The 13,172-nt window shown below is 66.1% G+C and carries 11 protein-coding genes and 2 pseudogenes; 7 read left to right on the plus strand and 6 right to left on the minus strand.

Going from position 1 to position 13,172, the window contains the following annotated elements; genetic code table 11:
• Positions 1-4 precede the first annotated feature (4 nt).
• Positions 5-364 carry an Rv2640c family ArsR-like transcriptional regulator gene (locus ACXYX3_RS12685; RefSeq protein ID WP_241207574.1) on the minus strand — a complete coding sequence of 120 codons (360 nt, stop codon included), beginning with the start codon at positions 362-364 and terminating at the stop codon, positions 5-7.
• A gap of 105 nt (positions 365-469) precedes the next feature.
• Here ACXYX3_RS12685 and ACXYX3_RS12690 point away from each other — a divergent pair, with 105 nt between their 5' ends.
• Both ACXYX3_RS12690 and arsB read left to right on the plus strand, forming a co-directional pair.
• Entirely contained in the window at positions 470-865 is a 396-nt protein-coding gene (locus ACXYX3_RS12690) for an ArsI/CadI family heavy metal resistance metalloenzyme (protein WP_241207604.1), read from the plus strand.
• A 10-nt stretch (positions 866-875) separates the two neighbouring features.
• Positions 876-2,401, plus strand: a pseudogene (gene arsB, locus ACXYX3_RS12695) (ACR3 family arsenite efflux transporter).
• Here arsB and ACXYX3_RS12700 read toward each other — a convergent pair.
• The gene (locus tag ACXYX3_RS12700) at positions 2,373-3,164 is read right to left on the minus strand and encodes a bestrophin-like domain (RefSeq protein WP_458611907.1); all 792 of its coding nucleotides are present in this window, start codon (positions 3,162-3,164) and stop codon (positions 2,373-2,375) included. The pseudogene arsB and the gene ACXYX3_RS12700 overlap by 29 nt on opposite strands.
• Positions 3,165-3,287: 123 nt before the next feature.
• The gene (locus tag ACXYX3_RS12705; RefSeq protein WP_176215952.1) at positions 3,288-4,544 is read right to left on the minus strand and encodes an integrase catalytic domain-containing protein; all 1,257 of its coding nucleotides are present in this window, start codon (positions 4,542-4,544) and stop codon (positions 3,288-3,290) included.
• A gap of 189 nt (positions 4,545-4,733) precedes the next feature.
• On the opposite strand from ACXYX3_RS12705, the gene ACXYX3_RS12710 reads away from it, so the two are divergent.
• Both ACXYX3_RS12710 and ACXYX3_RS12715 read left to right on the plus strand, forming a co-directional pair.
• Positions 4,734-5,681, plus strand: a complete 948-nt coding sequence (locus ACXYX3_RS12710) for a helix-turn-helix transcriptional regulator (RefSeq protein WP_458611908.1) — start codon at positions 4,734-4,736, stop codon at positions 5,679-5,681.
• Positions 5,682-5,774: 93 nt separating this feature from the next.
• A complete protein-coding gene (locus ACXYX3_RS12715) occupies positions 5,775-6,050 on the plus strand; it encodes a hypothetical protein (RefSeq protein WP_458611909.1) in 276 nt (91 codons plus the stop codon).
• 20 nt (positions 6,051-6,070) lie between these two features.
• On the opposite strand, the pseudogene ACXYX3_RS12720 reads toward ACXYX3_RS12715, so the two are convergent.
• Positions 6,071-6,229: pseudogene (locus tag ACXYX3_RS12720) on the minus strand (SDR family NAD(P)-dependent oxidoreductase); the annotation flags it as partial.
• Positions 6,230-6,383: 154 nt separating this feature from the next.
• On the opposite strand from ACXYX3_RS12720, the gene ACXYX3_RS12725 reads away from it, so the two are divergent.
• Positions 6,384-8,207: an alkaline phosphatase family protein gene (locus ACXYX3_RS12725; RefSeq protein ID WP_458611910.1), complete on the plus strand. Its 1,824-nt coding sequence runs from the start codon at positions 6,384-6,386 to the stop codon at positions 8,205-8,207.
• Here the strand turns inward: ACXYX3_RS12725 and ACXYX3_RS12730 are convergent.
• Positions 8,204-8,863 (minus strand): VldE C-terminal domain-containing protein, encoded by a 660-nt coding sequence (locus ACXYX3_RS12730; RefSeq protein ID WP_374238436.1) that lies wholly within the window; start codon positions 8,861-8,863, stop codon positions 8,204-8,206. The two genes, ACXYX3_RS12725 and ACXYX3_RS12730, sit on opposite strands and share 4 nt — an antisense overlap.
• 128 nt (positions 8,864-8,991) lie before the next feature.
• On the opposite strand from ACXYX3_RS12730, the gene ACXYX3_RS12735 reads away from it, so the two are divergent.
• The gene (locus ACXYX3_RS12735) at positions 8,992-10,392 is read left to right on the plus strand and encodes an amino acid permease (RefSeq protein ID WP_458611911.1); all 1,401 of its coding nucleotides are present in this window, start codon (positions 8,992-8,994) and stop codon (positions 10,390-10,392) included.
• A 3-nt stretch (positions 10,393-10,395) separates the two neighbouring features.
• Here ACXYX3_RS12735 and ACXYX3_RS12740 read toward each other — a convergent pair whose 3' ends face one another.
• Positions 10,396-10,725: a cupin domain-containing protein gene (locus tag ACXYX3_RS12740; protein ID WP_241207567.1), complete on the minus strand. Its 330-nt coding sequence runs from the start codon at positions 10,723-10,725 to the stop codon at positions 10,396-10,398.
• 139 nt (positions 10,726-10,864) lie between these two features.
• On the opposite strand from ACXYX3_RS12740, the gene ACXYX3_RS12745 reads away from it, so the two are divergent.
• On the plus strand, positions 10,865-13,102 hold the full coding sequence (locus ACXYX3_RS12745) for an NADP-dependent isocitrate dehydrogenase (RefSeq protein WP_458611912.1): 2,238 nt from the start codon (positions 10,865-10,867) through the stop codon (positions 13,100-13,102).
• The last annotated feature ends 70 nt before the right edge of the window (positions 13,103-13,172 follow it).

Raw genomic sequence — 13,172 nt, forward strand, 5'->3', positions numbered from 1 at the left:
TGAGCTACCCGCAGCAGTTCGGATCCAGCACCGTGCACAGGGCGCCCAGTGCATCGGGCGCGACGCGATGAAAAACGTTCATGCCCCGACGATCCGAGGCCACGAACCCGGCGCGGCGCAGCTGCGCGAGGTGATGACTGACGGTGGACTCGGTCAACCCGATTGCCGCCGCCAACGCGCCGCTGTTCTCTTCACCGGATGCTGAACTGAAGAGCATCGACATGATCTTCACCCTGGCGGGATCTGCCAGAGCCTTCAGGCGCAGCGCCACCTGTAGCGCATCGGCATCGCTCATCGGACCCGAGGCCACCGGCGCACAGCACACCGGCCCGGACATGTCGATGGTCGGCAAGCTCTTGGGCACTCACCCATAGTGCCACCATCTTGACATTCATCACAAAGGTGGCATCGTGGCGGTCGTCAATACTTCGACATACGTCGTACAGGTAGGGAGGCAGTGATGTCAGAGATGCCGGTGACATCCCGCATCCAACTCGCACTCAACGTCGACGACCTCGACGAGGCCATCGCGTTCTACTCCGCGCTCTTCAACACCACCCCGGCCAAGGTGAAACCCGGTTACGCGAACTTCGCGGTCGCCGACCCTCCGGTCAAGCTGGTGCTGCTCGAGAACCCCGGCCACGGCGGCACCATCAATCACCTTGGTGTCGAGGTGGATTCGAGCGAAACCGTGCACCGCGAGATCGCCCGCCTCGCCGGCGCAGGCTTAATCACCGAGGAGGAGATCAACACCACGTGCTGCTTCGCGACGCAGGACAAGGTCTGGGTGAGCGGTCCCGCCGGGGAGCGCTGGGAGGTCTACACCGTGCTCGCCGACTCGGACACCTTCGGTGCCCGATGCTGATGGCCCGCTCATGACAGCCGACGCCGGCGTCGTCGACAAGCTCACGTTCCTCGACAGGTTCCTGCCGCTGTGGATCGGTATCGCCATGGCCGCCGGACTCCTGCTCGGCCGCACGGTGCCCGGTCTGGACCGTGTCATCAACGGCATTGCGGTCGACGGCATCTCGCTCCCGATCGCCCTGGGTCTTCTCATCATGATGTATCCGGTACTCGCCAAGGTGCGCTACGACCGACTCGACACCGTGACCGGCGACCGCAGAATGCTCGTCAGTTCCCTTGCCCTGAACTGGATTCTGGGACCCGCACTGATGTTCGCGCTGGCCTGGCTTCTGTTGCCCGACCTGCCGGAGTACCGCACCGGTCTCATCATCGTCGGTCTCGCCCGGTGCATCGCGATGGTCATCATCTGGAACGACCTGGCTTGCGGCGACCGTGAAGCCGCCGCCGTCCTGGTCGCCGTGAATTCCGTCTTCCAGGTCCTGATGTTCGCGGCACTGGGGTGGTTCTACCTGTCGATCCTGCCGGGCTGGCTCGGACTGCCGCAGACGAGCATCGACGCCTCCCCCTGGCAGATCGCGAAGTCCGTCGTCATCTTCCTCGGAATCCCACTGCTGGCCGGGTATCTCTCGCGTCGACTGGGGGAGCGGGCGAGAGGGCGAGACTGGTACGAACGGACCTTCCTGCCGAGGATCGGACCCTGGGCGCTGTACGGACTCCTGTTCACCATCGTCGTCCTGTTCGCGTTGCAGGGCGACCAGATCACCAGCCGGCCCCTCGACGTCGCCCGTATCGCCGTCCCGCTTCTGGCCTACTTCGCGATCATGTGGGGCGGCGGCTATCTGCTCGGAGCCGCGCTGGGCCTGGGCTACGAGCGCACGACGACGCTCGCTTTCACCGCTGCAGGCAACAACTTCGAGCTCGCGATCGCCGTTGCCATCGCGACGTTCGGCGCGACCTCGGGGCAGGCGCTGGCCGGTGTCGTCGGCCCCCTCATCGAGGTTCCCGTACTCGTCGGTCTGGTCTACGTGTCACTCGCCCTGCGCCATCGGTTCGCTGGGGCCCGATCGGAGGAGGCGCCGGCATGACGGATGCCCGGACACCGTCGGTGTTGTTCGTGTGCGTGAAGAACGCCGGTAAGTCGCAGATGGCGGCCGCACTCATGCGTCAGCTCGTCGGCGACTCCGTCGTCGTCCACTCCGCCGGCACGCGACCGGGCGAGCGTGTCAACGCGCTGTCCGCGCAAGCCCTCGCGGAGGTGGGCGTCGACATCAGCGGTGAGGCGCCGAAGCCGCTCGACGCCGGCATGATCGGTGACGTCGACGTGGTCGTGACCCTGGGCCGCGAAGCCCACGTGGAACCGGTTGCGGGTCCTCGATTCCACACCTGGGACACCGTCGAACCCTCCGAGCACGGTATCGACGGGATCGAGCGCATGCGGCTCATCCGCGACGACATCGCGCGGCGCGTGCAGACTCTCGCCGACGACCTGATGCAGCGCGGACCCGAGATCACCGGGCCTGCTCGAGAATTCCGATGACCTGCTGCAGCGGATCGGACACCGTGGACACCGCCCCCACATAGGGATGCGAGAGCTCCACCACGAGGAACAACTGCGCCCCGACGAGCGTGCCGATGATGGCCACCATCGCGTAGTGGTTGGCCGGCTTCTCGACCCCGTAGATGATCGCGCACCCCAGGAGCAGGCCGCTGGTGACGAAGATGACCGCCCACAGCGACCAGGGGGGACCGGTATCGGTCCGCGCCTGCAGCACTCGCTCCGTCCTGGCCTTGCTCATGTCGTTCAGGTTGCCGAAAGACGTTGACAGCAACGTCTTTTGCGCGTCGGTGCGGGGCGTCGCGCTCTCATATGCCGAGTAGAGGCGGTTCAGCGCCTCGTCGGCCGCGGGATAGAGCCGGCCCGCGTTCGACTCGTCCCACTCCGCCAACGCAGCCCGCTCGTAGGCCATCAGGCTCTGGCGAATGCGATCGCGGTCCGGCTCGTCGAACACTCCGGAATCACGGGCGAGCTGCGCCCCGGCCGCCCCTTCGGTCCGCACCACCGAATCGGCGTGGCTGATCTGCCCCCACATGGCCGATACGACGAATCCGATGAAGAACGCGAACACGAAACCGACGACACCGAACGCGAACTTGGTGACGTCGTTGTGCTCTTCGTCGCGGGTGCCGGGAAAGCGGCGCCGTACCAACGTCTGGATCACGACGGCGAGTCCGGCCGTCGCGGCCACGATCAGGATCAACAACAACCACGACGGCACATGGGTCACCAACCATTGACTCACGTCGCCCCCTCGTCAGCTCGATCGCCGCTGACTCTAAACCGGCCGGGCGTGATGCCTCAGATCAAGATGCCCGCGAAATCTGATCCATGCCTCAGGTAAGAATGCCCGCGAAACGGCGTTGGGTCAGGAGGCCTTGATCCGGATGCCTTTGCGGGTGTCGGGTAGGGCGGTGGGGATGCTGGCGAGGTAGAGCTGTTCGGTTTTCTCCTTGGCCAGCTGGAGAAGTCGGTTCTGCAGGTCGGCGATCTGGCGTCCCATCGCGGCCGGGTTCAGGCTGTCGCGGTAGGTCAGGAGCTCCGATTCTTGGGCTGGTGAGAGGACGCCGGCCGCCAGTAGCCGGTCCAGTGGGGTCTTGGGCTGGTCGTAGAGACGGCGGCGCCGGCCGTCACCGCTGCTGGCGTAGCCGATGGGTTTGATGGTGGGGGTCAGGTAGTTGAGCCGGTCGTTGACCAGAGGCCAGAGCCGGTTGAGCACCGCACGTTCCTCGTCGGTGTCGTAGCGGTAGTAGAACCCGTACTTGCGGACGAGATGGTTGTTCTTGGACTCGATGGTGGCCTGGTCGTTCTTCTTGTACGGCCGGGAGCGGGTGAAGAAGATCTCCATCTGCCCGGCCCATTTGATGACGGCTTTGTTGAGGAACTCGGTGCCGTTGTCGAAGTCCAAACCAGTTACCTCATACGGTATTTCATGCACACCTGCTTTCAGGGCGGCCAGGATGTGGGTGTGGGCGTTGTTGCGCACGGTCCGCGTGAAAGTCCAGCCGGTGTGCACATCGGTGAGGTTGAGGGTGCGGGCGAACTCGCCCTTCAACGTCGGCCCGCAGTGCGCGACGGTGTCTCCTTCGAAAAAGCCTGGCGCAGCTTCGATTTCGTCGGTGGCCTTGCGAATCTTGACCGACGAGCGCAACAGCGGCGAGGGCTTGGTGGTGGACTTGCCCTTGATCTGGTCTTTGGCTTTCACCGGCGCCAGATAGCGGTCGATTGACGCCGCGCTCATCGCCAACAGCTCCTCGCGCACCGTCGGGCTGTAACGGTCACGGCCAAAGACCAACTCGCCGTGGCGCTCCAACCCGTCGAGCTGCAGGGCCATCGAAGCAGCCAGGTACTTGCCGCACTGCCCACCCGAGGCGGCCCAGACCTTCTGCAGCACCTTACGGGTGTCATAGCTGTACTTCGGCGAGCGCGGTTTGCGCGGCCGTTTTGCGACACTGCGGCCCGCACCCGGCGGGCGCCTGGCCGCTACCGTGAGCCGCCGGCGGGCGTTATCACGCGACCAGCCGGTCACCTCGACCACCTGATCCAGAATCCGGCCCCGGTCCTTCTTCGAAGCCCTCACATACGCCTTGGCGTACCTGGCGGTGACCTCGGCACGAGACGCCATCGACAACCCACTTCCCATGCTCCACGACTATCACCATTTCGCGGGCATTCTTACGTGAGGCACCGAGGGCGTTTCGCGGGCACTTTTCGTGAGTCAAGCCGCCGGGTTGAATACGACGGGCGATAGTGGGAACAATGGGAGTGGCTCAACAAGGAAGCCCCCGCCATTCCGGCTGTCTGGGGACCTGTGATGACCGTCCTGCTCGACACCGCGGACCTGGGTGAAGCCGAACATCTGGTGAGTGCCAGTTACACCAAAGTGTGCTTCAACCCGTCCGACGATGCCGTCCCACGCGTCCACGTGGAACGCACCGAGCTGGGCAGTATGGTGCTCGACGACTTCCAGTACGGCATGAACTTCACGTTCGACGGCGAACCGCTCGACGACATCGTGCTGTGCCTCGTCCGTTCCGGCACGATCCTGCACACGACGTCAGCGCCCGAACCCCACCTGTCCCGGGCGGGCGACATCATCGCGCTCGGCGCGCACGAAGGCCAACACCTCAGCGGGGAGGCCCACGGCGTGCACTTCGACGCCATTTCCCTCGACAGACGGGTGCTGGACACGGTGGCGGCGGGAGTGACCGGCAGCGAACCAGTCCGCCTGACGGCACCGACGCCGGTGTCACCGCTCGCCGGAGCCCACGTGATCACGGCTCTGCGGCACATCAAGCACTCCGTGGCAACCAATCCCTGCGCCGCCCAGAGCCCACTGGTGGTCGCGAACGCCCGGCAGTACCTGGCGGCCTGCGTTCTGGCCGCATTTCCCACCACCGCCCATCTCGAGCCGACCGCGGCTGACCGGCACGACACCACACCGACATTGCTGCGCCGAGCGATCGCCTACATCGACAGCAACGCCCAGCGCGACATCTCGATGGTCGACATCGCCAATGCCGTGTACGTGTCACCGCGGGCGCTGCAGTACATGTTCCGCAAGCACTGCCACTGCACGCCCACGGAATACCTTCGCCGGGTTCGGCTTTCTCATGCCCACGCCGAGCTGGCGGCCGGCGACCGGTCCACGACGCGGGTCGCGGAGATCGCGCTCCGGTGGGGTTTCTCGCATTCGGGGCGCTTCGCCGTGTACTACCGCGAACAGTACGGCGAGAGCCCGCACGCCACGCTTCGCCGTTGACTTTCTGCCCTTGGGCGAGCGCGGCCGGAAGAGTTATCGTCGACGGGTACGGTTCCGCGATGACGGGTTCGCGGCCGTCTGCGGGAGGCCGACATGCGGCTCAAATACGTCACGATCCTGCCGGCGTTGATAGGCCCCGGGCTGATCGCCTTGCCGCCGGCCGCGGCCGACTGCACCAGCGCCGCCGGCACCACCGTCTGCTCGCAGGGCGACGTCCGCGGCGCCAACACCGGGCAGGGTCCCGGCGCGGTCCCCACCTACAACCCCTACCAGTGCTGGTACTGCAACGACGGCGGCTGGGGCCTGACCTTCATCATCGAGCGGCCGCACCGGCCTCACGGTGACGGCGGGGCCGGCAGAAGAGGTTGAGGCGCAGCGGCTTTCGCGCGCAGATCCGCCCGGCGCGCCACAGCCAGCACCGTCGCGCCCTGGGCCGCCAGTTTCTCCGCTGCGACCTCACCGATTCCCGACGATGCGCCGGTCAGCAGAATGCGCTTGCCCTGCAATGGAATCGACGTGCCCAGCGACGGAAGAGGGAGCGGCCGCATGCCGGCCAGCCGGAACGCTCGGCGCAGCGGGCTCGTCACCGATCCGACTCTAGGCCGACACGACGACGATCTCAGCGAATTGCCGACGCGAACCGCTGACGGGAGCGTAATTTTGCCGTAACACACGCCACGGGGGTCGGCGAAGGGATACTTCATGGGTCAGGCAAAGGTTCAGGCAGCCACCATCGGACGCGTCGGAGCGCTGGCCGTGACGCTGGGCGTCGGCTGGGCGGTGGCCACGGCTGCTCCCGGCGTGGCATACGCCGACGACACCGGCGGTGACACGTCCGCGTCTGCGTCCGTGTCATCGTCGGAGTCGTCGCAGAGCGCGACCGGGGCATCCCGGGCAGCCGAGCGCCGGGCCGCTGCCGCGCAGCGCCGTCAGGAGGCCCGCGAGGCGGCAGCGACGCGGCGCGCCGAGCGTCAGGAGGCTCGCCGTGCCCGGGCCGCCGATCGCAGAGCAGACGACACGGACGGCGCCGTGACGTCGGTGAGGATCACCGCAGGCGCAAAAGCCGCCTCACGCGCCGACGCCCCCGAGGGCCCGCCTCCCGCGGCGCCGCTCGCCCTCACCACGTTGCTGACGGCAGCCGCCGCGAAACGCGACGAGCGGACGACGACGCAGCGGAGCACCGTCGCGCCGCAGGTCAGCGCCCTGGCGGCCGACGACACCCCGAACGTGCTGGTGATCGGCATCGACGGCACCAACCTCAGCAAGGTCCTGGCCAACCAGCAGAACACCAACCTGTTCAGCCTCATGCAGGGCGGCACGACGGCGGCCTCGACGATCGTCGGGCACACCACGATCTCCAACCCGTCGTGGTCGTCGATCCTGACCGGGGCGTGGGGCGAGAAGACCGGCGTGATCAACAACGTCTTCACCCCGTGGACCTACTCGACGTGGCCCACGCTGTTCACCCAGCTCGAACAGTTCAACAGCAGCATCGAAACCACCGCGATCTCCGACTGGGACGTGATCGCCGGCATCGCCGGAACCGGTGGTGCGGCCACAGTCGACAACAACATCTATTTCACCCAGGTCGCCGGCGACACCGACTGGTCGAAGACCGACGACCGGGTCGGCGACGCCACCGAGGCCGCGATCCTGGGCGCCGACCCCAACGTCGGCAACTTCGTCTTCAGCTACTTCGTCGGGGTCGACGAGAACGGGCACATGCACGGCGGCGACTCACCGGAGTACGCCGAGGCCATCACCAACGTCGACCGCAACATCGGGGAGATCCTCGCCGCCATCGAGGCCAGCGGCCAGGAATGGACGATCATCGTGGTCACCGACCACGGCCACCAACCCCAGAAGGGCATCGGCCACGGCTTCCAATCCCCGCCCGAGACATCGACTTTCGTCATCGCGAACGGGGCCGGCTTCGACTCCGGCGCGATCAACCTGACCTACTCGATCGTCGACGTCACCCCCACGGTGCTCACCCTGTTCGGGGGTACGCCGTCGGGGGACTCGGACGGGACGTCCCTGACCGACCAGGACGACAGCAACGTCTACCCGGTGAACGACGACGGCGCCCTGCGGGCCGACCTCCTCGAGATCATCGCCAAGTACGGCTATCCCGACGACGCGACCGAGGCCAGGCTCGCGCTGCGCACCATCGTGACCTCGGTGCCGTACTTCGTGTTCGGTGCGACCAACCAGCTCACCTCAGGCCTGCAGGATCTCGTCGATCTCGGCATCCCGCTGGTCAGCCTGGTGGCCAAGGTCGCGATCATCCCGGTGCAGCTGGGCGGCGACCTGGTCTACGTCGCGACCAATCTGGCGGCGCAGATCGTCGCCAAGCTCACCGGCGTCGAGGGCGCCAGCATCTTCCCGCTGTGGCCCCCGGCACCACCGGCGATCGAACCTCAGCCCGACGAGACCACCACGCTGGTGGACCTGTTCGCGGTGTGCGGTGACGACCCCGCGTCCGCGAGCTTCCTGCGGTGCGGGGCACCGGGTATTGCGGTCTAGCGCTGCATCGAGTTGATGAAGTAGGACTCTTTGCCGGTGGGGTAGCCGCCACCGTCGGTGGCGATGTGCACGTGGTCGAAGTGGTTGGCCGTCTCGTTGCCGTAGTCGGCCGTCCAGCTCGGCGCTCCGATGCCGGGGTAGAGGCCCTGGCGCCAGATCACGTGCAGCACGCCCCAGCGCTTGGCGTTGGCCAAGGCGTAGCCGGCGATCTGATTGCCCAGGGCGATGCCCTCGTCGGAGTGGTAGTTCGGGATCATCACGTCGATCGCCAGCCCGTTGGGATGCCACTTCAGCGGGTCTTGGCGATATCCACCGATCGTGGTGATCTCGGGGAACATCGCGCTGATCGCGCGGGCCGCCCAGATCGTCTTGACCTGCAGGCCGCCCTCCGGCGCGACGCCGCGCGGCAGCGACAGGTCGAACACCCGCGCGTCGATGGGCGCGCTGGCGGCCAGCAGTTCGGCTTTGTCGGGTGGAGGAGCGGCGGGCGACGCGGACGGCCCACCCGGAGCGGCGGCGGGCGGCACGGCGGCCGGGGCCACCGACTTCTCCGTGTCCTGGGCATAGAACATGCCGGCCGACACCACCAGCGACACCGCGATCGCCAGCCACCGGCCACGGCCGTTGGCTAACAAATTCGCGCGCACGAGGTGCACCATAACGCCGCGCACCGCCGGCGCGGGCAATGTTGGCCTACGGCGCGTTTGAAAAAGTTCCGCGCTGGGGACACTGTCATCCTGTTTGGTGCGGGGGGCACGCGTGGCCCGGACGGAAGGCATCCTCGATGAGCGAAGTCAGTACGGAGTCTGCGCAGACCGGCACCCAGCGAAAGCTCGGTACCAGTCTGAAATCTCGGCACATCACGATGATCTCCATCGCCGGGATCATCGGTGCGGGTCTGTTCGTCGGGTCGAAGAACGCCATCGCGGAGGCGGGCCCGGCCGTCATCCTCTCCTACATCATGGCCGGCACCCTGGTGGTGCTGGTCATGCGCATGCTGGGGGAGATGGCCACGGCCAACCCCGACACGGGATCGTTCTCGGTCTATGCCGACCGCGCCCTGGGTGGCTGGGCCGGCTTCTCCATCGGCTGGCTGTACTGGTGGTTCTGGGTGCTGGTGATCCCGGTGGAGGCCACCGCCGCGGCGAACATCCTGAGCGATCTGATCGGTGGCGCACAGTGGATCTGGGCGCTGGCGGTCACGCTCCTACTGACCATCACCAACCTCGCGAGCGTCGGCAACTACGGCGAGTTCGAGTTCTGGTTCGCCTTGATCAAGGTCGTCGCCATCATCGCGTTCATCGGCGTCGGTGTGGCCGCGATCTTCGGCCTCATTCCCGACTCGCAGGTCAGCGGCATCGAGAATCTCTGGCAACCGGACGGATTCCTGCCCAACGGTTTCGGCGCCGTCATCGCCGGCATGCTGATCACGATGTTCTCGTTCATGGGTACCGAGATCGTCACCATCGCGGCCGCCGAATCACCTGACCCTCAGCACGGCATCTCCAAGGCCGTCCGCACCGTCATCTGGCGCATCTCGCTGTTCTACATCGGGTCGATCTTCATCATCGTCTCGTTGATGCCGTACAACGATCTGCCCGACGGGTCCTACCAGTCGACGCTGGAGGCGATCGGCATTCCCGGCTCCAAGCTCATCATGGACATCGTCATCCTGACCGCGGTGGCGTCGTGCCTGAACTCCGCGCTCTACACGGCCTCGCGAATGTTGTTCTCGCTCAGCGAGCGTCGGGACGCTCCGCAAGCGGTCCGCAAGATCGCGGGCAACGGGGCGCCCTGGGTGGCGGTACTGGCCTCGACCGCGGTGGGCTTCCTCGCCGTCATCGGCAACTACCTGCTGCCGGAGAAGATCTTCGGCTACCTGCTGGCCACCAGCGGCGCGGTGGCGCTGTTCGTCTATCTCGTCATCGCGATCAGCCAGTTCGTCCTCGGCCGCAAGATGCGGGCCGCGGGCGAACGCCCGCCGGTGAGGATGTGGCTGTTCCCGTACCTGACCGTGGTGGTGATCGGGCTGATCGTCGCGGTGCTGGTGTTGATGGCGTTCGATCCCAAACAGCAGCAGGCGATCGCACTCTCGGTGATCTCGGCCGTCGTCATCGTCGGGCTCGGGGTGTTGGTGCACCGGCGCCACGGCGCGGCCGCCGGGCAACCGGCCGACAGCCGCTGAGCGTCAGGGTCGCTTGGCCACCGTCAGCAGGATCGCCGCATCCTCGAGCGCGCGCAGGGAATGGTGTGCATCGGGGATCAGCAACAGATCCCCGGTGCGGCCGTCCCAGTGATCGTCGCCGGCGAGCAGCCGCACGGATCCCCTGAGCACGAAGATGGTGGCCTCGCCGGGATTGGCGTGTTCGCTCATCTCCGAACCTGCCGTCATCCCGACCACGGTCTGGCGCAGGATCCGCTCGTGACCGCCCACCACCGTGTCGGCGGCGTTGCGGCCGGTCGATGCCGCCCGCTCGAGTTGTTGGCGGGCCAGCGCGTCGATCGACACCTTTTGCATGGCTGCCATTCCATGCCCGCTGCGGCTGGATCGTCAACCGAGGATGTGACCGGACCGGGGAGCACCCCGGTTCGGTAGGGTTGAACCGCCCCGAAAATGACACATCTCTGACCGCACTTCAACGCCGGGAGGCCACTACATGAGCGCCGAGCAGCCCACCATTTTCTACACCCTGACCGACGAGGCGCCGCTGCTCGCGACCTACGCCTTCCTGCCTGTGGTGCGCGCGTTCGCAAGCGCCGCCGACATCGACGTCAAGTCCAGCGACATCTCGGTGGCCGCCCGCATCCTGGCCGAGTTCTCCGACCGGCTCAGCGAGGACCAGCGAGTACCCGACAATCTCACCGAACTCGGTGAACTGACCCAGTTCCCCGAGACCAACATCATCAAGCTGCCGAACATCAGCGCCTCGGTGCCCCAGCTGCTCGCCGCCATCAAGGAACTGAAGAGCAAGGGTTACGACCTGCCCGACTATCCGGGCGATCCGAAGACCGACGATGAGCGCCAGATCAAGGAACGCTACGCCAAGGTTCTCGGCAGTGCGGTCAATCCCGTTCTGCGCGAAGGGAATTCAGACCGCCGGGCGCCGAAGGCGGTCAAGGAGTACGCCCGCAAGCACCCGCACAGCATGGGGGAGTGGTCACAGGCCTCCCGCACGCACGTCGCGACGATGAAGGGCGGCGACTTCTACCACGGCGAGAAGTCGATGACACTCGACAAGGCGCGCAACGTACGCATGGAGCTCAAGACCACGCGGGGCGAGACCATCGTGCTCAAGCCCGAGGTCAAGCTCGACGAGGGCGACGTCATCGACAGCATGTTCATGAGCAAGAAGGCGCTCATCGAGTTCTACGAGGCGCAGATCGAGGACGCCTACAAGACCGGCGTGATGTTCTCGCTGCACGTCAAGGCCACGATGATGAAGGTCAGCCACCCCATCGTGTTCGGCCATGCCGTCAAGGTGTTCTACAAGGACGCGTTCGCCAAGCATCAGGAACTGTTCGACCAGCTGGGCGTCAACGTCAACAACGGCCTGTCGGATCTCTACGACAAGATCGAGGCGCTGCCCGCATCCCAGCGCGAGGAGATCATCGAAGATCTGCACAAGTGCCACGAGCACCGGCCCGAGCTCGCGATGGTCGATTCGGCGAAGGGCATCTCCAACTTCCACTCACCCAGCGACGTCATCGTCGACGCCTCGATGCCGGCGATGATCCGGCTCGGCGGAAAGATGTACGGCGCCGACGGCCGCACCAAGGACACCAAGGCCGTCAACCCCGAGTCGACGTTCTCCCGGATGTACCAGGAGGTCATCAACTTCTGTAAGACCCACGGCCAGTTCGACCCGACGACCATGGGCACGGTGCCCAACGTCGGCCTGATGGCGCAGAAAGCCGAGGAGTACGGCAGCCACGACAAGACCTTCGAGATCACCGAAGACGGCGTCGCCGACATCGTCGACAACGAGACCGGCGAGGTGCTGCTGACCCAGAACGTCGAGGAGGGCGACATCTGGCGCATGCCGATCGTCAAGGACGCCCCGATCCAGGACTGGGTCAAACTCGCCGTGACGCGCGCCCGCGCCTCGGGCATGCCGGTGGTGTTCTGGCTCGACGACGAACGGCCGCACGAGAACGAGCTGCGCGCCAAGGTGAAGAAGTACCTCGGCGACCACGACACCGAGGGCCTGGAGATCACGATCCTGCCGCAGGTGTGGGCGATGCGGTACACGCTGGAACGGCTGATCCGGGGGCAGGACACCATCTCGGCGACCGGCAACATCCTGCGCGACTACCTCACCGACCTCTTCCCGATCCTCGAGCTGGGCACCAGCGCCAAGATGCTGTCCATCGTGCCGCTGATGGCCGGTGGCGGACTGTACGAGACCGGCGCCGGCGGCTCGGCACCCAAGCACGTCAACCAGCTGGTGGAGGAGAACCACCTGCGCTGGGATTCCCTGGGTGAGTTCCTGGCTCTCGGCGCGAGCTTCGAGGACATGGGGGCCAAGGCCGGAAACAAGAAGGCCTCGATCCTGGGCAAGGCGCTCGACGCCGCCATCGGCAAGCTGCTCGACAACAACAAGAGCCCGTCGCGCAAGACCGGTGAACTCGACAACCGCGGCAGCCAGTTCTACCTGACGATGTACTGGGCGCAGGAGCTCGCGAACCAGAACGAGGACTCCGAGCTCGCCGAGCACTTCGGTGCGTTCGCCAAGACCCTGGCCGAGCAGGAGGACACCATCGTCTCCGAGCTCAACGCCGTGCAGGGCGAGGCCGTGGACATCGGTGGCTACTACTACCCCGATCGGGAGAAGACCACCGCGGTGATGCGGCCCAGTGAGACGTTCAACTCCGCTCTGGAGTCGCTGCAGAGCTGAGCTACCCGTCCAGCTAAACGCTGGAATTGGCCGCTGCGGTCAATAGCGGTTTCGCCACGTTCGGCGACAA

It is taken from the genome of Mycobacterium sp. Panama NTM2, from assembly GCF_054355555.1.